The organism is Vreelandella venusta, from assembly GCF_015689495.1.
In the GTDB taxonomy this organism is placed as follows: domain Bacteria; phylum Pseudomonadota; class Gammaproteobacteria; order Pseudomonadales; family Halomonadaceae; genus Vreelandella; species Vreelandella venusta.
The window spans coordinates 1-24,941 of sequence record NZ_CP065135.1 but is presented as its reverse complement, the minus strand read 5'-3'; the positions used below and the strand labels follow the sequence as shown (position 1 = coordinate 24,941).

The following is a 24,941-nucleotide window of genomic DNA, read 5'->3' as shown; positions in this document are numbered from 1 at the left end:
GTAGCTCGTTATGAACGATACTGCGGATCGCAGTACATTCGGCGATAAAATTGCGCTTCGCCGTGAGCTTAGACGCAGACGCCGCACCCTCTCCTTGAATCAGCAAAAACAAGCCGCTGCCGCGCTTTGCCAGCGCCTTAAAAGGCTGCCTGAAATTCGTCGCGCGAAACGCATTAGCCTTTACTTACCGGTTAACGGCGAGATAGACCCGACACCATTGATACCTTGGCTTCGCCAGCGAAAAGTAAGTATTTACTTACCGGTATTGCGCCCGTTTTCGACTAATCGCCTTTGGTTTGTTGCCTATCGCGAGTCCACCCCCATGGTTAAAAACCGTTTTGGCATCGCAGAGCCCTGCTCACGGTTTGCCGCCGATAGGCGCAATCGCCTGCCGGCTTGGGCGCTAGATACGCTTATTGTTCCGCTGGTAGGATTTGATAAGCAAGCCAACCGCATGGGTATGGGAGGTGGTTTCTACGATCGCAGCCTCGCTTTTATGCGCCACCAAGGGCCAGCGCCGACACTCATAGGCGTGGCTCACGCCTGCCAGCAGGTGGATGCTCTACCCATCGAACCTTGGGATATTCCGTTGAACGTGATCGCTAGTGACACAAAGGTTATTCGACCAACGAAAACGGGCTGATCATCAAGATCAGCCCGTTTTAAATATCAACCTCGACTAGTTTGGCGCAGCATTTACGCTGAAAGCGCTGTGATCAACTTAGTAAGTTAACTCCCCGATAGCGCTTGCGCGTATCCAGTCGCGAGTACCCCAAGTAAAAACACCACTGTTAGCGCCATCACCATATCAGGCTTTTTACGCCGCATGCCTCGTCTCCAACGTCTTTCTCGGTTGCCAAATGTCCGTAATGCGTCATCTACACAATGTTTCTTAATAGATGACACACCGCATTAATTTCGCCCACGACTATAGGGCTATGGAGGAGAGCTGACAACCGCTTTCAGTGCTATTTTTAACGCACATTTAAACGCTTTCAAAAACTCACTGTTCTTAACAGCTCTACTTCCGTGGGTTAGTAAGCACTTACAATTCTTTACGCCATGAAGAGCTTATAAGCAGGGTTATCACTCTCCAACCAATAGCGGTAACCAATCGCATCTAAGTACTCTGCAACATGGGTTTGATCACTGCTCGGCACTTGCATACCGACCAATACACGACCGTAGGCAGCACCATGATTTCGGTAGTGGAACAGTGAAATATTCCAATCATGGGGTAGCTGAGTTAAAAAGTTCATTAGTGCACCAGGGCGCTCAGGAAATTCAAAGCGGTAGAGCTCTTCTTCAAAGCGCTCGCTAGGCCGGCCACCACTCAGGTGGCGAATATGCAGCTTCGCCAACTCATTGTCGGTCAAATCTTCAACCTGATAGCCAGCTTCACGCAGCTTATCAATCACCGCCTGGCGGTCTTCACCACCTGGTTTAACTTGTATCCCCACAAAGATATGGGCCTCGCTATTATCTGCATAGCGATAGCTGAATTCGGTGACCATACGCTTACCCAGCGTGCGGCAAAACTTTTTAAAACTACCTGGGTTTTCTGCAATGGTCACCGCCAAGATCGCTTCACGCTGCTCCCCTAGCTCGGTGCGTTCCGCAATATGTTGCAAGCGATCAAAGTTGGTATTGGCGCCGGAGTTAATACATAGCAACGTCTCGCCTTCAGCTCCTGTTTGCTGCACATACTTCTTCAGGCCAGCTAGCGAAAGCGCCCCAGACGTTTCTGCCACGGCACGGGTATCATCAAAGATATCCTTCACCGCAGCGCACATCTCATCGGTATTCACCGTGATAACGTCGTCGATTAAGTCACGCACTAAAGAAAAGGGCACCTCACCGATTTGTGCGACGGCGACACCTTCCGCGAACACACCAACTTGATCCAGTACGACCCGCTCCCCGGCTTCTAGCGCGGCTTTTAAACAGGCACTATCTTCGGCTTCTACGCCAATGATTTTGATATCTGGGCGCAGGTATTTCACATACGCCGCAACGCCTGCAATTAAGCCGCCGCCACCGACAGGAACAAAAATAGCATCTAGACGGCCGCTGTGCTGACGCAGAATTTCAACCCCAATAGTGCCCTGGCCAGCGACCACATCGATATCATCAAACGGCGGAATATAGGTATAGCCATGCTCTTTAATCAATTCTTGAGCATGCTCAGCAGCAGCAGCAAATGCATCACCTTTCAAAATAACCTTAGCACCGCGGGCGCGTACAGCCTGAACCTTAATATCGGGCGTAATACGTGGCATCACAATAACCGCTTTCACGCCCATCAGTTTGGCTGCCATGGCCAACCCCTGGGCATGATTCCCCGCCGACGCAGCAATCACGCCCTTGGCCTTCTGCTCTTCAGTTAGCTGGGCCATTTTGTTGTAAGCACCACGAATCTTGAAAGAAAACACTGGCTGAAGATCTTCGCGCTTAATCAAAATTTGGTTATTGAAACGACGCGACAAAAAGGGAGCGGGTGAAATGGGGGTCTCACAAGCGGCTTCATAAACGCGGGCTTGGAGGATCTTTTTGACGGTTGCTTCGAGCATGCGGGAATCCCAAAAAAATAACGTGACCCTAACGGGAGAGAGCAAAGCCTTTATTGGTAGCAGATTACGCCTAGCGTCGTCTAGCGTCGTCTAGCGGCGTTTCCATCGGCAGTGGGCGCTAAGGCCGTTATACTAGGGAACACTGCCTAACCCTGACGCAGGAAAATATGATGACCCAAGATGAATTGAAAGCGGCCGTAGCGGATGCTGCGGTTAAAGAAATTGAGCCTCATCTCGAAAAAGAGACCGTGCTAGGTATTGGCACAGGCTCAACAGCGAACCTGTTTATTGATCGTTTGGGCCCGCTTAGAGACCGTTTTAAAGGTGCCGTTGCCAGTTCAGAAGCCAGTGCTAAGCGCCTACAGGCGCTGGGCATTGAGGTATTCGAGCTGAACAATGTTGGCGACGTCCCCTTTTATATCGACGGTGCAGACGAAGTAAACGCTAACTTACAAATGATTAAAGGGGGTGGCGCTGCCCTAACACGGGAAAAAATCGTTGCCGCCTGCGCCAAGCAATTTATTTGCATTGCCGACGGTTCGAAATACGTTAGCCAACTGGGCAACTTCCCGCTACCGGTAGAAGTGATTCCGATGGCACGCTCTTACGTCGCTCGGGAGCTGGTCAAACTGGGGGCAGACCCCGTCTATCGACAAGGCGTGGTCACCGATAATGGCAATCAAATTATCGACTGCTTTGACTTTATGATCGACGACCCAGCCTCCATGGAAGCGCGTATAAATGCCATTGTCGGCGTCGTTACCAACGGTTTATTCGCCCAGCGCGGCGCTGATGTACTGCTATTAGGCAAAGCAGACGGCGTGGAACGAACCACATTACGTTAACCACTGGCTAAGCCCATCGAGCGTGCGCTTCAATGCGCCTCGATGGGCTTCAACGACCTCTCGCCCAGCCTGCCCAACTTGCAGCGCAAATGATGGCGTTGCCAGCCACTCGGCCAGCGCATCGGCCAAGGCATCGGGTGTTTCCACCACACTTAACGCGCCTACCGCTAATAGCGGCTCAGCCACATCGCTAAAGTTGTCGAGAGAAGGGCCGCAGAGCACTGGTTTGCCCAGCGCCGCAGGCTCCACTACGTTGTGCCCGCCCAACGGCACCAAACTACCGCCAACATAGGCCACATGCCCTGCGGCATACAGCGTTGCCAGCTCACCTAGCGTATCCCCCAGGTAAACCTGCGTTTGTGGCGTCACGGCCTGCTGCTGGCTGCGACGGCTGAGTGCCCAGCCGCCTTGGGAACACAGCTTGGCCACTTCGTCAAAACGCTGCGGGTGTCGCGGCACCAATACCAATAACGCTGTTGGAAAGCGCTTCAATAGCTGACGGTGAGCCTCCAACAGCAGTGCTTCTTCCCCGTCGCGGGTGGATCCTGCCACCCACACTGGGCGCGAGCTCCAGACTTGAAGTAAGTACTCACTCTCCTTTAGAGCCTTTTCTTGAGAAGGTACCTCAAATTTTAACGATCCAACGACCTGAATTACTGCTGCGCGGCAACCCAGTGCCTGAAAGCGCTCGGCATCTTGGGCAGATTTAGCAGCCAGCCAGGTGACATTAGCTAGTGCACTCGCCATTAACGAACGCAAGCGCTGATAGCGTGTAAAGGCTCGTGGCGATAACCGCCCATTGACGACCGCGACAGGTACTGCTTGTTGGTGACAAGCGTGCAGCAGGTTGGGCCACAGTTCGGTTTCAAACAGAATGGCAAGAGCTGGCTGCACGTTGGTAATAAAGCGCTTGGCCGATCCCGGAAAATCCAGAGGAAGAAAGCAGTGAGCAAGCCTTCCCTGATCCGGCTCGATTTGCTCACCGATTAGCGCCTGAGCCTGGTGAGCCCCCGTCGCGGTCATTGTGGTCAGCAACAGGCTGTGCTGAGGATAACGCGCCAGCAATCCCTCTATTAGCGGACGGGCAGCACGCACTTCCCCCACCGAGGCGCAGTGCAACCAAATTCGCGGCCCAGAGGGGAGCTTACCCAAACGCATACCAAGCCGCTGCAAGCGCGAGTAAGTAAGTACTTGCTCACGCCAGATGCGCCAGCCAATCAGCGGCGACAACATATAGAGCACCGCTGAATAAACAAGCCGAGGCCAAATCGGCGACGCCATTAGCCCTCGCGATCCAGGATGGAGCTAATCATTGCGGTGGTCGATACGCCATCTTCAAAGCCAAGTACTTTTACATCGCCACCGTTGGCGATAACGGCCTCCCCTCCTGCAATATCTTCAGGGCGGTAATCGCCACCTTTCACCAAAATATCCGGCAAAACGGCTTCAATTAGCGCTTGGGGAGTATCGTCACTAAATGGCACAACCCAATCGACAGCGCCTAACCCAGCCAGTACTTGCATGCGGCGGTTAAGCGGATTGATTGGCCGTTTCGGACCTTTCAAACGACCAATAGAGGCATCATCATTCACCGCAACAATGAGGCGATCCCCCAGGCGTTTGGCTTGTTCCAAGTAGGCCACGTGTCCTGCATGAAGAATATCAAAGCAGCCATTGGTCATTACCACGCGCTCGCCACGCAGCTGGGCAGCACGCACAGCGTCGACCAGCGGGGCTTGGTCAATCATCCCAAACTCAGCCAGCTTGTCGCCGTGTAGCGCGGTGTAGAGCTCGGCTATCGAGAGCGTCGCCGTGCCTGGTTTAGCGACCACTAAGCCCGCCCCCAAGTTGGCCAGCATCATCGCTTCTGGCAATGCATGGCCTGATGCCAGCGCGAGCCCCATCAGGCCAATCACGGTATCGCCTGCGCCAGTCACGTCGAACACTTCCTGGGCTCGGGTGGGTAAATGGAGCGGTGCGTGGCCTTCGCGAATAAGCGTCATACCTTTTTCGCTACGAGTGATCAGCAGCGCTTCTAACTCAAGCTCAGCGCGCAACGCTTCTCCGCGTTGGGCAAGAACATCGTCGTTGGCACAGTGACCAACCACCGCTTCAAACTCGGTTAAGTTAGGCGTAATCAAACTCGCCCCACGATACTTACTAAAATCTTGGCCTTTCGGATCGACCAGCACTCGCTTGCCGAAAGCGCGCGCCATCTGAATCAGCATCTCGACCTGGTTAAGCGTTCCTTTACCGTAGTCGGAAAGAATCACCACATCGCAATCAGGCAGCGCTTTTTCGACCTGCTCCAGCAGAGCGGTGGTATCGACTCCATCAAGACGCTGCTCAAAATCCAATCGCAGTAGCTGTTGATTACGACTCATCACACGCAGCTTGGTAATCGTTGGTATCTCTGGGCTTTGCTGAAAGTAAGTACTCACATTCGACGAAGCCAAACGCGACGTCAGCAGCTCGGCATTCTCATCCTCTCCTACGACACCTGCCAGGGCAATGTGGCCGCCCAGAGAGGCCACATTGAGTGCCACGTTCGCTGCGCCACCGGGACGATCATCAGCCTCTTCGACACGCACCACCGGCACCGGTGCTTCGGGTGAAATGCGCGACGTGCCACCATGCCAATAGCGGTCGAGCATCACATCCCCCACCACCAATACGCGAGCATGTTCCAGGGCGGTTAAATCAACTCTCATCCGAAGGTCCTGTTGTTGGCTGCACTGCGGTATACGCCAGCAGCGTGTCTAACTTAGCAATCACGTCGTCCGCTTTGATCAAATCCATGGCATCCGCATGGCGTACTCGCTGTCCCCAGCTAACCTCATCGACGGATTTATTCAGATACGTGCGAACCGCTTCGGGATAAGCATTGACCGCAAAATCCCGCCAACAATAAGGCGCGGCACGCTGGGGGTTGGTGGTCGCATAGAGGCCAAGTGTGGGCGTACCCATAGCATTCCCCATATGCGCCGGCCCCGTGTCGGGGGCAATGACCGCACGAGCATTGTCAATCAACGCCAGTACGCCTTTGAGCGACGTACCGCCGATAGCATTAATAACGCTATCCGGTTGGCATAGCGCCTCAATTTGATCGCCGATTTCTCGCTCTAATGAACTCCCCCCACCGGTCAACACGCTCTTCAGACCATGGTGTACCCAAGCATGTTCAATCACGCTGGCATAGCCTTCCACCGACCAATTGCGGAAATTGCGCAGCCGTGCGTTGCTGCAAGGATTAATGACCAGATATGGCGTATCGCCACTAACCCCTCGGGCTTCTTCATAGGCCAGCGGTGGTACGGCCAGATTCCATTCCAATCGATCGTCTTCTACGCCGAGCAAGCGAGCAAAGTCCATAAACGACTCCAACACATGGGCGTTTGGATGCGGCGCAAGCTGATGCTGTGTAAACCAGTGCTGAGCGTCTTTGGCACGCGCCTTATCATAGCCCACTCGTACATTGGCCTTGAGGCCAAGCGAAAGCACGCTGGCGCGTATCGCTTGCTGCATGTGCAGCAGTACATCAAAGCGAGTGTCGGAAAGCTCTTTCCACAGGGCACGCATGCCCGCAAGACCGGTGGACTTGTCATAGACAACAAACTCGACCCCAGAAAGCCCCGCCAGTAAACTGTGCTCCCCCTTGCCGATTATCCAGGTAATGCGAGCGTGCGGCCATTGGCGCTGTAACGCACGCACCGTGGGCACAAGATTGCACACATCTCCCAACGCGGAGAGGCGCAAAATGGCAATATGGTTAGGTTGAGCAGGCAGAGAGGGCTTCATGCGCTTAGCGGCACTCCGGCAAAGAAATTGGCTGATTTTACATGATGTAGACAGTTTAAGTGACGCTGCCACGTCACACCAACTGTCGCAACAACGATCGCAACATGGATCTCAACATCAATCACAACAACAGTCTCAAGGGAAGTCTCAAGGGCAGTCACACCCACTTCATCCTGAGCTTTTTCATCAGGACTATTGGCGTGAGCGTAATTTAATCGTCGGGGAAGCACCAGGGAGGGGTAGCAGTTTCTTCTTAAAGGCCAGTGATTCAGAGCAGTGGGTATTGCGCCCTTATCGCCGCGGCGGATTGATCGCCAAGCTAAGCGAGAAACGCTACCTGTGGCTGGGTGAAGAGCGCACCCGCGCGTTTCACGAGCTGCGCTTAAACGCTGAGCTGTATGACCTGGGACTGCCAGTGCCGCGCCCCGTTGCCTGCTGTGTTATGCGTTACGGCCCTACGTATGAAGCAGCGCTTATCACCGTTAGGATTCCAGGCGCTCAGGCGCTGGCTAGCTTATTAGCGGCAGGGGAAGCAGATGAGACGTTACTTCAGCGCGTTGGCGCAATGATCAAACGCTTCCATCAAGCAGGCCTTGATCATGTTGATCTAAATGCGCGCAATATCTTGGTCGACCCCCATGGCGAGCCCTGGCTGATTGATCTGGACCGCTGCCGTCTACGACCACCAGGCAAGTGGCAGGAGCACAATGTAAACCGCCTAGCAAGGTCGCTAAAAAAATTCCATTGTCATTATGCGCTGCCCGCCATATTAAAAGGTTATAGCCGTTAACCTTTATTTTTCAGCGCTAACATCACACGCGAGGATTTTCGCTACGCACTCTATTAGTTCGTTCGGAGTAATTGATGAAAGATCTGTTTGTGATGAAACATAACTACTGTTATCTCTCTCAAGAAACCACTCAGGTAAATATTCTTTAAAAACAACAACTTGATTAACACCCGCTATATGAGCAACGTGCGAGGGGCCACAATCGTTACTGATAAATATTTTGCAGCTATTTATCAATCTAAAAAGAGTAGTTACATCAGGACTATGCATAACAGAAAATCCTTCTTTCTCAAGGATGCTCTTTTCCTCTTCTTCTTTAGGCCCTGTGAGGAAAACAATTTTTTCTGATCTTAACTCAGAAATTTTTCTTGCTAGCTGAATATAATTAGCAAGTGACCATTTTTTTTCTTCTCCCCCAGCACCGGGAGCAAGTACAATTTTATTGTTTAACACTTCATCAGATTCAATCTGTTTTTTCAAACAGGGAGTAATATCTAATGTTGATGATACTCCTAGAAGGGACAAGAAAAGGTCTGCTCTGTAGGTAGTTACATCAAGAGGTAGCGAGTGTGTATAAAACGCTCCAAATTTTTTAAATCCTATTCTATAAGGAATTCGCAGCTTCAACATTTGAAGTGAGGTCCCAATACTAGAGGGACGCAAGTTAAAACCAATATCGAAATTATATTTCCTACTTAAGCTGGTGGTGCTAAAGCCGTCAATCGCTTCAAGCTCGTTTAAAAAACCTGCTTCAACTAGGAAGTCTGCCCCTGAATTTTTAGAGATACCCACCAATTTAGCATTTGGATACCTTTCCTTAACAGCGACTAAAAAAGGAATATGAACTACATATGCACCAAAAAAAGGCCTATTATGTAAAAATATAGCGATGCATTTAACTTTTAAAAAGTCGTTCATTTAAAAACAATTCCTTTATAGACATCGAGATAACTTTCAGCCATTCTTTCTTTACTATAAGTCTCTAAAAGAAGGCGTGCATTCTCAACAGCAGACTCTCTCATCGGTTTGTTTTTTGCTAGTTTGATTATCCAGTCCTCGACTTCCTCACTACTTCCTGGAGTTACTAAAAAACCTGTCTCACCATGCTTAATTAAATCAGGAATGCCGCCAACATTACTAGCAACAATAGGCACGTTTGCATCCATAACATCTAGAAGGACTGACCCTAGCCCCTCATTGCGAGATGGAAAAACAAACAGATCCAGCGCTGGAATAAAATCACCAATATTAGGCTTAAAGCCAGCCCATACAACATTTTTTAAGTGACTGCTTTCCAAGCGAAGCTCATCCTCGTCTTCACCTCGGCCAAAAAAAACGCACAGCACTTCAGGATAGCTATGCTGTAATCGCGCCGCGGCCTCAAGCAATATCCGCTGACCTTTGTGACGATCAACTAGCGCACCTATATGGCCGACAATAAAGCGGTCTGGATAGCTGGCACGAAAACCAGCAGCGACTTGGGCGTCCGCGGTAAATCCCGTCATCGCACTAGGAATCGTCAATACTTCACTCTTACTCCAGTGTGATAGCTGTTGTCGAATAATCGATGAAATAGCGACACAGCGATCCGCATCACGATAGAACAGTCGATTCACCCATTTATCTTTAATGGGTGTATCCACTCGGCGAGTCACCACATAGGGTGTACCGTATATACGCTTATGCAACCACGCCCAGTGCACCGCTTTAGCTTCATGAGCATGCACTATCGATGCGCGGCCAGCTTGCCTATGCCCAGCAATCTGCTGGTTAGCATCCACGAACCTTAAGTTCTCAATGCATTGAAGCTCATTACGCAATGGAGAATCTTTTCTGCATACCAGCGTTTGCTGACCTACATGCCGTTGCAAGGCTTGAATTAGCAGCGCTGTCTGGCGTTCTCCACCGCGAAAACCTTTGGCAAGGTTAACGTGAATAATATGCAAATTGCCCTCATACAAATCGTTGCCATCACCCTGGTATAGTACTGTATCTACCAACCACCAGAGCAGGGTGTGAATAAATGTCTATGGATGTGAGCGTCGTTATCATTACTCGCAATGCGGCCGCGACACTTAGCCGAACACTAGACGCCTTGACGTGCTATGACGATGTCGTGGTATATGACAACGGCTCCACAGACGACACATGTAGCATTGTACAAGCCTACTCCAATACAACATTACACCATGGTGAATTTTTAGGCTTTGGCCCTACCAAGCGTGCTGCCGTATCGTTAGCAAAATATGACTGGATCTTCTCAATAGATGCTGACGAAGCGCCAACAAAAGAGCTAAACGCTGCGATTAATGACTGGGTAGCCACTGCAACACCTCAGCAAGCTGGCAAAATATTGCGCGAAAACTGGATGCTGGGTAAACCCGTTCGCCACTCTGGCTGGGGAAATGACTGGTTAATTCGACTGTTTAACCGTAACACAGGTAACTTTAATGATGCCGCTGTTCATGAGTCAGTGAGCTTAGCAAAAAATACAGAAGTTTCTCGGCTTAATGGAAAAATTGAACACCTTGCCGTTAACGACCTCGCTCAGTTCCTTGATAAGATAAATCGCTATTCAGACCTTCGCGCATCATCCAAAAAACTCAAGCACTATCCTTTTGCGCTGATATTTCTCAAAGCACTTTACGCATTTATACGCACTTATTTTTTGCGCCTCGGCATACTGGATGGCTGGCGTGGGCTGACTATATCTGTGGCTAATGCAAATGGCGTTTTTTGGAAATATGCCAAAAATAATGCTAATAACCGCCTATAATACGCTGTAAATTTTCTATTACGACGTGTTGATATCACTAAAGATATCTCTACTACCGGGCAGTCTCTCACCTGATCTTGTGATCAATATGCGTCCGTATTTCTTTACTCTATCAACACTCGTTTCGGGAGACGCATGCCAGCACTAAGGTCACTCAAACTTACTCCATGGTTGCCACTGCTCGTGATCGGCATCTGTCTTGGCTATGCCCTCACCGTGCTTACTCGGCTACCTTGGTGGACACTATTTTTCACAGCCGCCGTGTGGCTAGGTTGTGGTATCAAGTTGCGCTGGGGAGCACCGCAAAACGCCCGCTACCGCCCGATGTGGCCTTGGTCGCTGGCACCGCTCAGCTTACTAGGCATTTATGTCTACTTAGCCGATAGCTTTGGCAACGTTGATTTAGGTGCGGTGTTTTTCCACCTTCAGGCGGGCATGGCCGAACATGGCGGTGCTGAAAAAATGATCACTGCCGTTATTTACACAGTGAGCGTCATCGCAGTGCTGGCATCCGTTACCTGGATCACTCGGCATGATCAGCGATGGCGGCTCACTGATCGCTTCGTTGCCCTCCTCTTATTGGCCGCAAATCCAATGCTTTACGGCTTAGGGCAGCGCAGCGCAGCCATCGTAACGGATGATGGTGCCTGGCTAGATCGCCGTTACGTGCCGCCGCCTACGGTCACTCAAGCTAATGCTAATGCGCCAAACCTGCTGGTCATGTACCTGGAAAGCATTGAGCGTACGTATAGCAATGAACTATTTGGTGATGCTTATGCTGACTTAACCGCGTTAGGCGAACGCGGGCTGGTCTTTGAAGGTATTCAACAAATGGAAAACACCGGCTGGACCATGGCGGGCATGATTGCTAGCCAGTGTGGCGTGCCGCTGATGCCTGCGGGACTTTTGCACGACAGCCAGTTCGAGCCGCTTTCCAAAGTAGTTCCCGGCGTCGATTGCCTGGGTGATGTGCTAGCGGCTCAAGGCTATCGACTTAGCTATTTGGGTGGAGCGAGTGCTCAATTTGCTGGTAAGGGGCTTTTCTATCGCGGCCATCAGTTTGATACGGTAAAGGGCAAGGAAGAGCTGTCAGCGGAACTCGAGGATCCAGAGTACCTAAATAGCTGGGGTCTATACGATGATACGCTTTACGATTTTACTGTGGATGAGATTCGTCGCTTAAGTGAGCAAGATGACGGCCCATGGGCAGTGGTGAATCTCAGCATTGCTGGTCACGCCCCTAATGGCTTTCCCTCCCAGACATGTATAGACCGTCAGGGCGAATTCGATGGTCAAGATATCTTATATTCGGTGAAATGTTCAGCAAGCCAGGCACGTGACCTTATTGAGCGTCTTGAACAAGAAGGCCTGCTCGAAAATACATTGGTTGTCGTGCTCAGCGACCACCTTACGATGCGAGTATCCGTTTGGGATCAGCTGACAACACTAGAGCGAGACAATACGCTGATCATGCTGGGCGCAGACATCACGCCGTTGACGGTGCGTCGGGGAGCGACAATGTTAGACGTATTCCCGACTATTTTGGATGCTATGGATCTCCCCCTGAGCGGTAACCGTGCAGGGCTTGGAGCATCTCTACTTAGCAGTCAACCAACGCTGGTTGAAACGCATGGGCTTGAGGTGCTTAACGAGCGGCTCCGGGAAGAGACCGCATTACAGCACCGTCTTTGGGAAGGACTAACCCCTCAACGGCGCGCACCCCAAACAAGCGCCGACCAACAGGTCATAGAAACGCCTGCTGATCAGGCTGATGAAGTCGAGATTATACGCTAACGTTAGCGCCGTTAGCACGCTGACTATCGACTCTCATCGCTCGATACACTTGCTCTACACCTAAATCATTCAGACAGTTGGTATGCCCCAGCGGGCAGGTACGCTTAAAGCAAGGTGAGCAGGAAAGCGCCAAATAGTGAATGGCAGCATTGTCGGTTAAGGGTGGGGTATATCTAGGCGATGAAGAGCCGTATAAAGCGTGAATACGCACGCCTACCGCGGCGGCAACGTGCATTAAGCCCGAATCGTTGGTAACCACCTGACGGCAGTCTGCCAACAAGTCTACCGCATCCGCCAATTGGGTTTTGCCGCATAAGTTATGCGCGTGGGGCAATCCCTTAACAATGCTTTCTCCAGCGGCATGATCTTTCGGCCCGCCAAGCACACGCACCTCAAACCCATCCTTAACCAGTTGCACTGCTAATGCATGGAAATAGTCTAACGGCCACTGTTTAGCGGGCCCGTACTCCGCTCCGGGCATCATACCGATAGCGGGACGTGACGATAGCGCGTGAGCAAGGCGTAAATTGACCAAATTATTTCGATCAATTGTTAAACGTGGTGTAGGGATCTCAAACTCGCCTTGGATAGCTTCTTCCAGTGGAAGGCCCAGCGAAACAAATCGCTTAACCGTTTGATCCAATACCTGCTTATCCAGCTTGCGGCGCTCTTTCAATAAGCCGTAACGGTGCTCACCTAAAAAGCCGATACGCTCGGGAATACGCGCCATAAAGGGAACTAGCGCCGCTTTCCAAGAGCGTGGCAGAACAATGGCACGATCAAAGCGTCCTCGTAAGCGGACAGCCAGCTCACGACGGCTGGCAAGACCAAATTCACCATGCCCCACTGCCAATGGAAGCACCTCGTCTACCTCAGGCATACGCTCTAGAATAGGTTGTGACCATTCAGGAGCGACCACCCCAAGGGTTGCCCCTGGGTGACGGTTTTTCAAGGTCATAAACAGGCTTTGCGCCATCACCATATCGCCGACCCACGAAGGGCCGACCACCAATATGCGCTTGGCAGAGTTAGCCATTTAGCCACTCCAAGTAGGCTTTCACACCCTGTGCAACGGTTTTGAACTCAACATCGCAACCAGAAGCACGCAGATTGCTGATATCTGCACGAGTGTAACTTTGATAGCGTCCTTTTAGTTCTTCAGGAAAAGGTATGTAGTCAATTTCACCCTGCCCATAAAAGCCAATGACAGCCTCACCAATAGCTTTGAATGGCTCTGCCCGACCGGTGCCCAGATTAAAAATACCGGACGCATGAGGATTATCTAAGAACCACAGATTGACATCGACCACATCGCCAACGAAAACGAAGTCGCGACTCTGCATGCCCGCCTCATAACCGCCGTACGCCCCAAACAGCTTTAACGTTTCACCATTGCGAATTTGTAAATGGTTATGGTAGGCCACACTCGCCATCTTGCCCTTATGTTGTTCACGGGGGCCATAAACATTGAAGTAGCGAAAGCCAACTACTTGTGTCGTCAACTCATCCCAGCGAGAGCGCACGTGCTGATCAAACAGCAGCTTAGAGTAGCCATAGACGTTGAGCGGCTTTTCGTGCTCAGGCGCCTCTTTAAACACCTCACTACCGCCATAAGTAGCTGCTGATGATGCGTATAAAAATGGAATGCCTAACGCTTCACAGTAGTTAAGCAGCACTTTTGAGTACTCGAAGTTATTCTCCATCATGTAGTGCCCATCCCACTCCGTCGTATCGGAGCACGCACCCTCATGGAAAATAGCATCAATGGTCGGCAAATCGACTGACTCACCTCGCAATGCAGCTTTAATTCGCGCTAGAAAATCATCTTTATCCAGATAATCTGCCAGCGTGCAGTCAGCTAAATTGACGAACTTAGTGCCGTCACGTAGGTCATCAACCACCATCACATCATCGCGGCCACGAGCGTTCAGCGCTTTGACAATATTGGCGCCGATAAAACCGGCCCCGCCTGTTACAACGATCATCTCGTTCTCCTTACCAAAAGCGGCTCTGTTGGCTAACGTGCCTATAACCTATCTCTCTGTGATTGTATACTTGACGGCCTATGAATTCATGGCCAACGGTGCTTTCCGCGATGAGTGTCTCGACAAACCAATCGACACCCGATGTGTCGACCTTTCAAGGCTTGATCCTTGCTCTGCAACAATACTGGGCAGAACAGGGCTGTGTCATTCTCCAACCTCTCGATATGGAAGTCGGCGCGGGCACCTTCCACCCTGCCACCTTCCTACGAGCAATTGGTCCAGAAACCTGGAACGCGGCCTATGTGCAGCCTTCCCGTCGTCCGACAGACGGCCGCTACGGTGAAAACCCCAACCGCCTACAGCACTATTACCAGTTTCAGGTGGTAATGAAACCATCGCCCAGCAATCTGCAGGATCTCTATTTAGGCTCATTAAAGCGCCTGGGGCTCGATCCTCTCGTCCATGACGTGCGCTTCGTGGAAGATAACTGGGAATCCCCTACCCTGGGTGCCTGGGGCCTTGGTTGGGAAGTATGGCTCAACGGCATGGAAGTCACGCAGTTTACTTATTTCCAGCAGGCAGGCGGCATTGAATGTTACCCCGTTACTGGCGAGCTCACCTACGGGCTTGAGCGTCTCGCCATGTACCTGCAAAACGTCGATAGCGTATATGACCTGGTATGGGCCATCGCCCCCGACGGCAGCAAGGTCAGCTATGGAGATGTTTATCTTCAGAATGAGCGTGAACAGTCGGCGTATAATTTTGAGCATGCTGATGTTGAGCAGCTATTTGCCGCCTTTGACCACCAGGAAAAAGAGTGCAGCAAGCTCCTGGTAGCCAATCTGCCGCTGCCTGCCTACGAGCAAGTTCTGAAAGCATCCCATACGTTTAACCTGTTAGATGCTCGTCATGCGATTTCCGTGACCGAACGTCAACGTTTCATTCTGCGCGTTCGCACCATGGCACGAAATGTTGCTACCGCCTATTTTGAGTCTCGTAAAGCAGAAGGATTCCCAATGGCGCCCGAAGCCCTACGCCGCGAACTGTTACAAGAACCACTCGCTGACCAGGGAGACGCATAATGGCTGTTGACACACTTCTATTAGAACTAGGTGCCGAAGAGCTTCCTCCCGCTGCGCTAGATACTCTTTCCGATGCATTTTCAGCCGGCATCGAAAAAGGCCTACAAGAAGCCGAGTTTTCTTTCCAAAGCATCGCCGCTTACGCAACGCCTCGCCGTTTAGCAGTGCAGGTTACCGGGCTTGCAGACAAGCAGCCTGACCGTGAGGTTGAGCGTCGTGGTCCTGCTCTAGCCGCTGCATTCAAAGACGGTGTGCCCACCAAAGCAGCCGAAGGTTTCGCGCGCTCTTGCGGCGTCAGCGTTGATGAGCTGATTCATTTAGAAACCGATAAAGGTACTTGGCTTGGTTTCCGCGAACAGCAGCAAGGCGAGACTGTACAAGCGCTGCTGCCAGAGATGATTGGCAAAACGCTACAGTCACTACCAGTGCCTAAAAATATGCGCTGGGGATCGTCACGCGTTGAGTTTTCCCGACCTGTTCACTGGCTGGTTGCCCTGTATGGTAGCGACGTTATTGCCGCAGAAGCGCTTGGCCTTCAGGCTAGCCGTACGACCTTTGGCCACCGCTTCCATGCGCCAGATGCCATACAGCTTCAACATGCCGATGACTACCTAGCCGTACTGGAAAATGCCTACGTCCTAGCCGATCGCCAGCGGCGCCGCGAACGCATCCGTGAACAGGTATTAGCGGAAGCTGAGGTTCAAGAAGCCAGTGCTGTCATCGACGAAGAGCTGTTAGTAGAAGTCAGCGGGTTGGTCGAGTGGCCAGTCGCATTAACCGGCAGCTTCGATGAACGCTTTTTGGAAGTGCCCGCCGAGTGCTTGATCTCGTCCATGAAGGCTAACCAAAAGTACTTTCACCTATTGGATGACCAAGGCAAGCTGAAACCGCTGTTCATTACTATTTCGAACATCGACAGCACTGATCCGCAACAGGTGATTTCCGGCAATGAAAAGGTCATTCGCCCACGCCTGGCCGACGCGGCCTTCTTCTACGAAACTGACCGGAAACGTACTCTTGCCTCACGTATTCCTCAGTTGGAAAGCGTGGTATTCCAACAACAGTTAGGTACGTTGGCTGACAAGGCGCGTCGCAGCACCGCCGTAGCGACCTATATTGCCGAGCACATTAATGCAGATGTGAGCCATGCCCAGCGCGCAGTGGCACTTGCCAAGTGTGATCTGGTCACCGAGATGGTACTCGAATTCCCAGAGCTTCAGGGCATCATGGGCCGCTATTATGCCGACCAGGATGGTGAGCCAGCTGACGTTGCCCAGGCATTAGAAGAGCAGTACCTGCCCCGCTTTGCCAATGACGACATTCCACAAAGCCTTGTAGGCCAAGCGCTCGCATTGGCTGACCGTCTAGATACCCTGGTGGGTATCTTTGGCATTGGCCAACGCCCAACCGGCGCAAAGGATCCGTTTGCTCTGCGCCGTGCTTCTATTGGTGTGTTAAACATTCTGGTTAAAGGTCAGCTTAATTTAGACCTTCGTGAGTTGCTCAGCGTAGCCGCTGAACAGCACCAAGGCCTGCCCAAGGCAGAAGGCTTGGTAGAAGACGTCTTGACCTACATGCTAGACCGCTTCCGCGCCTGGGGCCAAGAAGAAGGCATTAGTGCTGAAATGTACTTGGCAGTACGCGCTCGTCCAGTAACTAAACCGCTGGATTTTGCTCGCCGCTTACGTGCCGTGAAAGCCTTTGCTCAACGGGAAGAAGCCGCTGCTTTGGCTGCCGCGAACAAGCGGGTTTCTAATATCCTCAGCAAGCAAGAACACAACGGTAGTACCCAGGTTGATCAGAGCCTGCTTCAGGAAGACGCGGAGAAGACGTTGTTCAATGCAGTAGCGGCCAGTCAGCAACAAGTGGCTCCGCTATTTTCAGCAGGCGACTACCAGCAGGCACTAGACGCGCTGGCAACGCTACGTGAACCTGTCGATGCCTTTTTCGATCAGGTAATGGTCATGGCCGATGACAATGCTGTTCGCCATAACCGCTTAGCACTGCTTGCCAGCCTGCAAGCACTATTCCTTGAGGTGGCGGATATTTCTCAGCTACCGCAATAAGTACCGGCGGCACCGCTATCGGTTCGCCCAGGTAATAACAAAGCCCGGCTCTCGTAAGCCGGGCTTTTTTCGCCCACCCTATTTGTCTAGCCTCTCCCGATCAGACTAAACTCGGTGTTACGCCGACTATGTGTTTCACGTGAAACACTGGCCAATGACTATGTACTCATTACTCGATAAGAATACAGTGATGTGCGAATAAGGAACTTTATGATCTCGGCCAACCAACTGGTGATACTAGATCGTGATGGCGTCATTAATCACGATTCCGATGCTTATATTAAATCACTAGAAGAATGGATCCCCTACCCTTCCGCAATCGATGCCATTGTTCAACTCAACAAGGCGGGGTATAGCGTGGCAATAGCGACCAATCAGTCGGGTATTGCACGTGGCTATTACGATGAGGCAACACTCCATTCAATGCATGAGCGCTTAACGGAACTGGTTGAGGCGAAAGGTGGACGTATTGCCCACATTGCGTACTGCCCTCACGGCCCCGATGATCAATGCGCTTGCCGAAAACCCTTACCAGGATTGCTTTTGCAAATTCAGCAGCAATTAGCAATGGAGAGCCTCGCTGGCAGCTGGATGGTCGGCGATAGCCTTCGAGATCTTGAAGCGGGTGAATCAGTAGGATGTCACTCAGTACTGGTTCGAACAGGCAAAGGAGAGCAAACGCTAGCTAAACATACTAATCTTGAAAGCACGCTTATTTTTCCAGATCTAGCGGCATTTACGGATTGGCTATGCCAACAGCAGTAATAGGGTTTCTTCCTTCCGCTCCTTCCTCCCCTATCTCTAATCTAGCCACGTATAAAAACGCCGCGCCCATTTAATTCAGGCGCGGCGTTATATTTTTCATCTAACTGAGTTCATTAGTACCTAGTTCGGTGCGTAGTGCCCCACTGTTTCACGTGAAACACACGCTGATAAACACATCACACATCGAGATTAGCAACGAGCGCATTCGTCTCGATGAAATCACGACGAGGCTCAACTTCATCCCCCATTAAGGTGTTGAACATCATATCAGCTGCAACCGCATCCTCAATGGTTACTCGCAGCATACGACGGCTATCAGGGTCCATGGTGGTTTCCCACAGCTGATCAGGGTTCATTTCCCCCAGGCCTTTATAACGCTGGAAAGAGAGCCCGCGCTGTCCCTCTTGCATCAACCAAGCCAGCACTTCAGAGAAGTGCGTTACTGGCTTCTGACGCTCGCCACGAGCAATATAAGCACCTTCTTCTAGTAACCCGTTTAACGTCTCACCAAGGCCCGTAATGGCTCGATAATCCGTGCTCTCAAAGAAGTCCAGCCCCCACACATACTCCGTTGTAACACCGTGGGCAATCAAAGACACCGCTGGCAAGTGCAAACCGCGCTCGCTATCTTCATGCAGATAGAACTGGTAACGCGGTCCGCCTTCATAGGCGACCATGTCATCCATTGCTTTCTGTAACTCAGCAATCCAATTTTCCATGGTGACACGGTCTTTGAGACTGACTTCACCCTGAAGCGCCGTTGCATACACAGCCTGCTTAAGCACTGCAATGGGATAGACACGCGCAAGGCGGTCAATTCGCTTCATCACATTTCGGTACTGAGTAACCAGCGCCTCTAGTTGCGAACCGGTGATGCCAGGTGCATCAGCATTAACATGTAGCCCTGCCCCATCCAATGCGGTAGTGGTCAGGTAGTCGGTCATTGCTTGCTCATCTTTCAGGTAGAGCTCTTGCTTACCCCGCTTAATTTTATAAAGTGGGGGTTGAGCAATAAAGATGTGACCACGCTCAATCAACTCCGGCATCTGACGGAAAAAGAACGTTAGCAATAACGTGCGGATGTGCGAACCGTCAACGTCAGCATCCGTCATAATAATGACCGAATGGTAACGTAGCTTATCTGGGTTAAACTCTTCGCGACCGATACCACAGCCTAGCGCTGTAATCAGCGTGCCGACTTCTGCTGATGACAGCATCTTATCGAAACGCGCTTTCTCAACGTTTAGTATCTTACCTTTCAGCGGCAAAATTGCCTGAGTACGACGGTCACGCCCCTGTTTAGCACTGCCACCAGCCGAGTCACCCTCCACCAGATAAAGCTCTGATTGGCTGGGGTCTTTCTCTTGGCAGTCGGCAAGTTTTCCAGGTAGTCCGGCAATATCGAGCGCGCCCTTACGGCGAGTCATATCCCGTGCTTTACGAGCGGCTTCTCGCGCCCGTGCAGCATCTAGCATCTTGTTAACGATCGATTTAGCCTCGTTTGGCTTCTCGATCAGATAGTCAGCAAATAGCCGCCCCATTTCTTGCTCAACCGCCGTTTTAACTTCGCTGGAAACCAGCTTATCTTTAGTTTGCGACGAGAACTTAGGGTCGGGGACTTTAACAGAGATGATAGCGGTCAAGCCTTCGCGAGCATCGTCGCCCGAGGTATTGACCTTCGATTTTTTCAGTAACCCCTGAGCTTCGATGTAGTGGTTAAGCGTGCGCGTAAGCGCGGCACGAAAGCCCGCCAAGTGGGTTCCACCATCTCGCTGAGGAATATTATTGGTGTAGCAGAAAATATTTTCCGTGAAGGCCTCGCTCCACTGCATCGCCACTTCTACTTCAACACCATCTTCTCGCACAGCATTAAAGTGAAAAACAGGATTCAGAACTGTTTTATTTTTATTCAGATGGTCAACAAATGCTTTCAAACCACCTTCATAATGAAACAGCTCCTCTTTGCCGCTACGCTCATCCATTAAACGGATAGCAACGCCTGAGTTCAAAAATGAAAGTTCACGCAGGCGTTTAGCGAGAATATCGTAGTGAAACTCGATATTCGCAAACGTATTCGGTGACGGACGAAAATGTACACGAGTGCCACTTTTTTCCGTTTTACCGACAATACCTAATGGCGCTTGAGGTACACCGTGTTGGTAGACTTGCTCAAACACTTCCCCTTGACGCCAGATGGTTAGCCGCAGCTCTTCTGAAAGCGCGTTAACAACCGACACCCCTACACCGTGTAGACCGCCAGATACTTTATATGAGTTATCATCGAATTTTCCGCCAGCGTGCAGCACCGTCATGATAACTTCTGCTGCTGAGACGCCTTCGCCTTCATGTAACTCAGTGGGAATACCACGGCCATTATCACTCACCGTTACTGATTCATCCGGGTGGATAACCACACGAATTTCACTACAGTGACCTGCCAGAGCTTCATCGATGGAGTTATCCACCAGCTCGAAAACCATGTGGTGCAACCCGGTGCCGTCGTCGGTATCGCCGATATACATGCCTGGGCGCTTGCGTACTGCGTCTAGCCCTTTGAGCACCTTAATGCTTGATGAATCGTAAGCCTGCTCGCTCATTGACCACTCCGTCGTGAAGTCTGTCTCGTTCCGTGTCGTCTACCCGCCCGGCAGTAATTGGCTTAACCCTAAATTGGAGTGTTTCACGTGAAACATCCCAACATCTGTTGAGGGTTTCCATATACCACGAAGCGCGGAGGGTTCGACGCTTGTAATAAATGCCTGACACTGCATTTTTTCGAGCAAACTACAGAACCGACCTTGGTGCGTGCTATCTAGCTCCGCGGGTAAATCGTCGATTAAGTAAATGCAGTGTCGTTGTGTGGTACTTTCCAGAAGCCGCCCCTGGGCAAGCTTTAATGCACTAACCACCAGCTTTTGCTGGCCTCTGGAAAGGACTTCAACAGCAGGCTGCTTGTTTAACCTGATTCGCAAGTCTGCTCGCTGCGGCCCCTGTTGGGTAAAACCCATCTGCTGATCCGCTTGGCGGCTATCCTGCAAAACATCCGCGAGATCGCGCTGCTTATCCCAGCCTCTTGCATAACGAAGCGTTAAACCGGGTAGAGAGATCAGTTCTTTTAAGGTCTCGTCGAATACCGGTAAGAACTCGCTGAACCATGCCTGCCGGAGTGCGTCCATCTGCTCCCCCCAGGTAGCTAACTCATACTCCCATACCGCTATTTCGCTTGGGACTATTCTACCACGCCTAAGGAGTGCATTCCGATGTTTCACCGCGCGACGCGTTCGTCTCCATGCGTCGAGAAAGGAGTGTTTCACGTGAAACACTCCCCAATCCAAAAACTCTCTGCGGCCCGCAGGCGATCCTTCGAGAAGGCGAAAGGCATCTGGATTTATGAGTTGCAACGGCATAGCTTCGACCAGCTCGGCCAAGCGGACGCCTTTCTCTCCACGCAAACGTAGCTCTAGCTCGCGCTGAGCGCGCATCCTTCTCACACCAAGCGTAACCTCTGGGTCTCCCGCTAAACGCCCGTAGAGCGTCATATAGGGCGCCTCAGACTGTATAGCATGTTTAAGCTGCCGAGTCCGAAAAGAGCGCCCCATTCCTAAAATATGAATACCTTCCAGCAGGCTAGTTTTACCACTGCCATTAACGCCGTATATCACATTAATACGGGAGGCAGGGCACATCTCAACTGGCGCTAAATTACGCAGTCCCTGAAGATTTAATCGAGACACACTCATTAACAACTGCCAGCGAATAAGAGCATAAAACCTGCCATCCTTTAAAACGCGAAAACGGCGCTTCTGCCATCAGAAGCGCCGCCCTCTTTAACCACTTATCGCAGTTATAGCCGCATCGGCATAACAACATAAAGCGCATCACCACCGCCTGGCTCCTCTAACAGCGCACTGCTATTGGGATCTGCCAGCGTCATCTGCACCCGCTCTTCATTCAGTACCGAAAGCACGTCTACCAAGTAACCTACGTTAAAGCCAACCTCCATAGCACCACCATTATACTCAACGGCCACATTCTCTTCGGCTTCTTCCTGTTCAGGGTTATTGGCCATCACTTTAAGGTTGTTCTCCTCAAGGTACAGCCGCACACCACGATATTTCTCATTCGAGAGAATAGCAGTACGTGAAAGCACCTGGCGCAATTCAGCACGCTCAGCGATTAATACTTTATCGCCATTGCGCGGCACTACGCGCTCGTAGTCAGGAAATTTTCCGTCAATCAACTTAGAAGTAAACGTAAAGTCACCGGTATGAGCACGGACATGGGTCGAGCCCAGAGTAAGGCTTACCGGCTCATCACTATCGTCCAACAAGCGAGAAAGCTCTAGAATACCTTTACGCGGTACGATTAGCTTTTGCGCTTGGTCAACAACACAATCGATAGGCCGTGAGCACATAGCTAAGCGGTGCCCATCAGTGGCAACGGTGCGCAGCAAATTACTTTGAATTTCGATTAGCATGCCGTTCAGATAATAACGTACATCCTGCTGAGCCATTGCAAAAGACGTTGACTCAATCAGGTGCTTCAATGTCCCTCTGGGCACACTAAGTTCCTGACTACCATCAGCATCTTCAATATTTGGAAATTCTGCAACGGGCAGCGTTGACAGCGTAAAGCGCGAACGACCACTACGCAGTACGGCACGCCCCTCTTCTACCGCCAGCTGAATCTCAGACTGATCTGGCAACGATTTACAGATATCCATTAGCTTACGAGCAGGAACCGTGGCTGCGCCCTGTTGATCAACTTGGCTCGCCACAGTACGGCCTACTAGCTCTACTTCTAGATCGGTACCGGTTAATGCTACCTGATCCCCTTCTACCTGGATCAGTACATTAGAAAGTACTGGTAGCGTTTGGCGCCGTTCGACTACGCCCGCCACCAGAGTCAGCGGGCGAAGCAGCGCCTCTCGGGAAATAGTAAATTTCATCGGTACTCCGGTTTCTATCCTGAAAGGCCCACAGCGCAGGCCCAAACGATAACGGTTAACTAGTTAGCAGGCGAAGAAGATTCTTGTAATCTTCACGAATATCCGCATTTTCCTCTTGCAGCGCTTTTACCTTCCGGCAAGCGTGCAACACGGTCGTGTGATCACGGCCACCAAAGGCATCACCTATTTCCGGCAAGCTGTGATTTGTTAGCTCTTTCGCTAGCGCCATAGCAACTTGCCTTGGCCGTGCGACGGAACGAGAGCGACGCTTAGAAAGCAGATCGGCAACTTTAATTTTGTAATATTCGGCAACCGTTCGTTGAATATTATCAACACCTACCTGTTTATCTTGAAGCGCTAACAGGTCTTTAAGCGATTCGCGAATAAATTCCTGGGTAATGGTTTTCCCCATGAAATGCGAATCTGCAATCACCTTTTTCAACGCCCCTTCAAGCTCGCGGACGTTTGAGCGAATCTTTTGAGCAATAAAGAAGGCAGCGTCGTGCGGGAGATCAACTTTCGCCTGATCGGCTTTTTTCATTAAAATCGCTACACGGGTTTCAAGCTCTGGCGGCTCAATAGCCACAGTCAGCCCCCAGCCAAAGCGCGATTTCAGACGCTCCTCTACACCACTAATCTCTTTTGGGTAGCGGTCAGAGGTAAGTATCATTTGCTGTCCACCCTCTAATAATGCATTAAAGGTGTGGAAGAACTCTTCCTGGGAACGCTCTTTTCCAGCAAAAAACTGAATATCATCAATAAGTAGTGCATCAACGCTGCGATAGAAACGCTTGAAATCGTTAATCGCATTTAACTGCAGTGCTTTCACCATATCCGCGACAAAGCGCTCAGAGTGTAGATACACCACTCGGGCATTTTCACGCCGGCCAGCCAGGGCATTACCGACAGCGTGCATCAAGTGTGTTTTACCTAAACCAACGCCACCGTATAAAAACAGTGGGTTATAGGCTCCGCCAGGATTTTCAGATACCTGACGAGATGCCGCACGAGCGAGCTGGTTCGATTTACCTTCAACAAAAGTATCGAAGGTAAAATTAGGGTTTAGCCCGCTGCCATGTTTTAGGCTGCCTTCAACCTGTACCTGGCGCTCATTACCTCGCCGACTTGGTGACTCCTCCCGTAGCTGATCAATTTCTCGCTCATCGGCAATATCCCCTCTTGGCGGCGTATGAACCGCAGGCGATGCTTGCCTTGAGGGAGATGCTGAGACGGGATTACCCAAGTCTCTTGGCTGCGGGGCAGGTGCTGCCACACGGCGGCTACCTACTGTCAAACTGACTTTAGGAGGCTTGGATGGCGCAAGCTCGCGCATCAGTTCGCTGATACGCTTTGAATACTTATCACTCACCCAGTCGCGCACAAAGCGATTCGGCGCCAACAAGCGTAGCTCATTGGTCTCTCCTTCTTCTGCCTGCAGCGGACGTATCCAGGTATTGAACTGCTGTGAATTCAGTTCGTCCTGCAGGTAGTCCAGGCACTGTTGCCAAAGCGCGAGTGACAC

At 51.2% G+C, this 24,941-nt stretch carries 20 protein-coding genes; 8 read left to right on the top strand and 12 right to left on the bottom strand.

What is annotated here, in order from left to right:
• Window positions 1–10: 10 nt before the first annotated feature.
• Entirely contained in the window at window positions 11–643 is a 633-nt protein-coding gene (locus IR195_RS00100; RefSeq protein WP_125744691.1) for a 5-formyltetrahydrofolate cyclo-ligase, read from the top strand.
• A 412-nt stretch (window positions 644–1,055) separates the two neighbouring features.
• Here IR195_RS00100 and ilvA read toward each other — a convergent pair whose 3' ends face one another.
• A complete protein-coding gene (ilvA, locus tag IR195_RS00095; RefSeq protein WP_125744689.1) occupies window positions 1,056–2,570 on the bottom strand; it encodes a threonine ammonia-lyase, biosynthetic in 1,515 nt (504 codons plus the stop codon).
• A 170-nt stretch (window positions 2,571–2,740) separates the two neighbouring features.
• Here ilvA and rpiA point away from each other — a divergent pair, with 170 nt between their 5' ends.
• Window positions 2,741–3,415, top strand: coding sequence for a ribose-5-phosphate isomerase RpiA (gene rpiA / locus IR195_RS00090; protein ID WP_206048479.1), 675 nt, complete (start codon window positions 2,741–2,743; stop codon window positions 3,413–3,415).
• On the opposite strand, the gene waaA is transcribed toward rpiA, so the two are convergent.
• From waaA to IR195_RS00075, 3 genes are read right to left on the bottom strand one after another with little or no spacing between them, the layout of a single operon-like run.
• Window positions 3,407–4,696, bottom strand: a complete 1,290-nt coding sequence (waaA, locus tag IR195_RS00085; protein ID WP_206048478.1) for a lipid IV(A) 3-deoxy-D-manno-octulosonic acid transferase — start codon at window positions 4,694–4,696, stop codon at window positions 3,407–3,409. The two genes, rpiA and waaA, sit on opposite strands and share 9 nt — an antisense overlap.
• On the bottom strand, window positions 4,696–6,126 hold the full coding sequence (gene hldE / locus IR195_RS00080; RefSeq protein WP_206048477.1) for a bifunctional D-glycero-beta-D-manno-heptose-7-phosphate kinase/D-glycero-beta-D-manno-heptose 1-phosphate adenylyltransferase HldE: 1,431 nt from the start codon (window positions 6,124–6,126) through the stop codon (window positions 4,696–4,698). The genes waaA and hldE overlap by 1 nt, the downstream gene beginning before the upstream one ends.
• Complete coding sequence (locus IR195_RS00075) at window positions 6,116–7,213, bottom strand: glycosyltransferase family 9 protein (RefSeq protein WP_206048476.1); 1,098 nt, start codon at window positions 7,211–7,213, stop codon at window positions 6,116–6,118. Before IR195_RS00075 ends, hldE begins: the two co-directional genes overlap by 11 nt.
• Here IR195_RS00075 and IR195_RS00070 point away from each other — a divergent pair.
• Window positions 7,212–8,003: a 3-deoxy-D-manno-octulosonic acid kinase gene (locus IR195_RS00070; protein ID WP_206048475.1), complete on the top strand. Its 792-nt coding sequence runs from the start codon at window positions 7,212–7,214 to the stop codon at window positions 8,001–8,003. The genes IR195_RS00075 and IR195_RS00070 overlap by 2 nt on opposite strands.
• A gap of 3 nt (window positions 8,004–8,006) precedes the next feature.
• Here IR195_RS00070 and IR195_RS00065 read toward each other — a convergent pair whose 3' ends face one another.
• Together IR195_RS00065 and IR195_RS00060 are read right to left on the bottom strand one after the other, a co-directional pair.
• Window positions 8,007–8,921, bottom strand: a complete 915-nt coding sequence (locus IR195_RS00065; protein ID WP_206048474.1) for a glycosyltransferase family 9 protein — start codon at window positions 8,919–8,921, stop codon at window positions 8,007–8,009.
• Window positions 8,918–9,949 (bottom strand): glycosyltransferase family 4 protein, encoded by a 1,032-nt coding sequence (locus IR195_RS00060; protein WP_206048473.1) that lies wholly within the window; start codon window positions 9,947–9,949, stop codon window positions 8,918–8,920. Before IR195_RS00060 ends, IR195_RS00065 begins: the two co-directional genes overlap by 4 nt.
• 77 nt (window positions 9,950–10,026) lie before the next feature.
• On the opposite strand from IR195_RS00060, the gene IR195_RS00055 reads away from it, so the two are divergent.
• Both IR195_RS00055 and IR195_RS00050 read left to right on the top strand, forming a co-directional pair.
• Window positions 10,027–10,779: a glycosyltransferase family 2 protein gene (locus IR195_RS00055; RefSeq protein ID WP_206048472.1), complete on the top strand. Its 753-nt coding sequence runs from the start codon at window positions 10,027–10,029 to the stop codon at window positions 10,777–10,779.
• 135 nt (window positions 10,780–10,914) lie between these two features.
• Window positions 10,915–12,573 (top strand): sulfatase-like hydrolase/transferase, encoded by a 1,659-nt coding sequence (locus IR195_RS00050; protein WP_206048471.1) that lies wholly within the window; start codon window positions 10,915–10,917, stop codon window positions 12,571–12,573.
• Here IR195_RS00050 and waaF read toward each other — a convergent pair.
• A complete protein-coding gene (gene waaF / locus IR195_RS00045) occupies window positions 12,563–13,609 on the bottom strand; it encodes a lipopolysaccharide heptosyltransferase II (RefSeq protein WP_206048470.1) in 1,047 nt (348 codons plus the stop codon). The two genes, IR195_RS00050 and waaF, sit on opposite strands and share 11 nt — an antisense overlap.
• Window positions 13,602–14,558 (bottom strand): ADP-glyceromanno-heptose 6-epimerase, encoded by a 957-nt coding sequence (gene rfaD, locus IR195_RS00040; RefSeq protein WP_146942195.1) that lies wholly within the window; start codon window positions 14,556–14,558, stop codon window positions 13,602–13,604. The genes waaF and rfaD overlap by 8 nt, the downstream gene beginning before the upstream one ends.
• A gap of 110 nt (window positions 14,559–14,668) precedes the next feature.
• On the opposite strand from rfaD, the gene glyQ reads away from it, so the two are divergent.
• The 3 genes from glyQ (at window position 14,669) to gmhB (ending at window position 18,471) form a co-directional block, all read left to right on the top strand.
• Window positions 14,669–15,640 (top strand): glycine--tRNA ligase subunit alpha, encoded by a 972-nt coding sequence (glyQ, locus tag IR195_RS00035; protein ID WP_125744664.1) that lies wholly within the window; start codon window positions 14,669–14,671, stop codon window positions 15,638–15,640.
• Window positions 15,640–17,706: a glycine--tRNA ligase subunit beta gene (glyS, locus tag IR195_RS00030; protein ID WP_206048469.1), complete on the top strand. Its 2,067-nt coding sequence runs from the start codon at window positions 15,640–15,642 to the stop codon at window positions 17,704–17,706. The genes glyQ and glyS overlap by 1 nt, the downstream gene beginning before the upstream one ends.
• 210 nt (window positions 17,707–17,916) lie before the next feature.
• The gene (gmhB, locus tag IR195_RS00025; protein WP_125744660.1) at window positions 17,917–18,471 is read left to right on the top strand and encodes a D-glycero-beta-D-manno-heptose 1,7-bisphosphate 7-phosphatase; all 555 of its coding nucleotides are present in this window, start codon (window positions 17,917–17,919) and stop codon (window positions 18,469–18,471) included.
• Between the two features lie 176 nt (window positions 18,472–18,647).
• On the opposite strand, the gene gyrB is transcribed toward gmhB, so the two are convergent.
• The 4 genes from gyrB to dnaA form a co-directional block, all read right to left on the bottom strand.
• Entirely contained in the window at window positions 18,648–21,068 is a 2,421-nt protein-coding gene (gene gyrB, locus IR195_RS00020) for a DNA topoisomerase (ATP-hydrolyzing) subunit B (RefSeq protein WP_125744658.1), read from the bottom strand.
• A gap of 39 nt (window positions 21,069–21,107) precedes the next feature.
• Window positions 21,108–22,211 carry a DNA replication/repair protein RecF gene (gene recF / locus IR195_RS00015; protein WP_206048468.1) on the bottom strand — a complete coding sequence of 368 codons (1,104 nt, stop codon included), beginning with the start codon at window positions 22,209–22,211 and terminating at the stop codon, window positions 21,108–21,110.
• 104 nt (window positions 22,212–22,315) lie between these two features.
• A complete protein-coding gene (gene dnaN / locus IR195_RS00010) occupies window positions 22,316–23,419 on the bottom strand; it encodes a DNA polymerase III subunit beta (RefSeq protein ID WP_125744654.1) in 1,104 nt (367 codons plus the stop codon).
• A gap of 55 nt (window positions 23,420–23,474) precedes the next feature.
• A complete protein-coding gene (gene dnaA, locus IR195_RS00005; protein ID WP_206048467.1) occupies window positions 23,475–24,941 on the bottom strand; it encodes a chromosomal replication initiator protein DnaA in 1,467 nt (488 codons plus the stop codon).

What these genes read in the sequence shown, in the direction of transcription:
- IR195_RS00100 (WP_125744691.1), top strand. Translation starts at nt 11, where the DNA reads ATGAACGATACTGCGGATCGCAGTACATTCGGCGATAAAATTGCGCTT.
- ilvA (WP_125744689.1), bottom strand. Translation starts at nt 2,570, where the DNA reads ATGCTCGAAGCAACCGTCAAAAAGATCCTCCAAGCCCGCGTTTATGAA.
- rpiA (WP_206048479.1), top strand. Translation starts at nt 2,741, where the DNA reads ATGACCCAAGATGAATTGAAAGCGGCCGTAGCGGATGCTGCGGTTAAA.
- waaA (WP_206048478.1), bottom strand. Translation starts at nt 4,696, where the DNA reads ATGGCGTCGCCGATTTGGCCTCGGCTTGTTTATTCAGCGGTGCTCTAT.
- hldE (WP_206048477.1), bottom strand. Translation starts at nt 6,126, where the DNA reads ATGAGAGTTGATTTAACCGCCCTGGAACATGCTCGCGTATTGGTGGTG.
- IR195_RS00070 (WP_206048475.1), top strand. Translation starts at nt 7,212, where the DNA reads ATGCGCTTAGCGGCACTCCGGCAAAGAAATTGGCTGATTTTACATGAT.
- IR195_RS00075 (WP_206048476.1), bottom strand. Translation starts at nt 7,213, where the DNA reads ATGAAGCCCTCTCTGCCTGCTCAACCTAACCATATTGCCATTTTGCGC.
- IR195_RS00065 (WP_206048474.1), bottom strand. Translation starts at nt 8,921, where the DNA reads ATGAACGACTTTTTAAAAGTTAAATGCATCGCTATATTTTTACATAAT.
- IR195_RS00055 (WP_206048472.1), top strand. Translation starts at nt 10,027, where the DNA reads ATGTCTATGGATGTGAGCGTCGTTATCATTACTCGCAATGCGGCCGCG.
- IR195_RS00050 (WP_206048471.1), top strand. Translation starts at nt 10,915, where the DNA reads ATGCCAGCACTAAGGTCACTCAAACTTACTCCATGGTTGCCACTGCTC.
- waaF (WP_206048470.1), bottom strand. Translation starts at nt 13,609, where the DNA reads ATGGCTAACTCTGCCAAGCGCATATTGGTGGTCGGCCCTTCGTGGGTC.
- rfaD (WP_146942195.1), bottom strand. Translation starts at nt 14,558, where the DNA reads ATGATCGTTGTAACAGGCGGGGCCGGTTTTATCGGCGCCAATATTGTC.
- glyQ (WP_125744664.1), top strand. Translation starts at nt 14,669, where the DNA reads ATGAGTGTCTCGACAAACCAATCGACACCCGATGTGTCGACCTTTCAA.
- glyS (WP_206048469.1), top strand. Translation starts at nt 15,640, where the DNA reads ATGGCTGTTGACACACTTCTATTAGAACTAGGTGCCGAAGAGCTTCCT.
- gmhB (WP_125744660.1), top strand. Translation starts at nt 17,917, where the DNA reads ATGATCTCGGCCAACCAACTGGTGATACTAGATCGTGATGGCGTCATT.
- gyrB (WP_125744658.1), bottom strand. Translation starts at nt 21,068, where the DNA reads ATGAGCGAGCAGGCTTACGATTCATCAAGCATTAAGGTGCTCAAAGGG.
- recF (WP_206048468.1), bottom strand. Translation starts at nt 22,211, where the DNA reads ATGAGTGTGTCTCGATTAAATCTTCAGGGACTGCGTAATTTAGCGCCA.
- dnaN (WP_125744654.1), bottom strand. Translation starts at nt 23,419, where the DNA reads ATGAAATTTACTATTTCCCGAGAGGCGCTGCTTCGCCCGCTGACTCTG.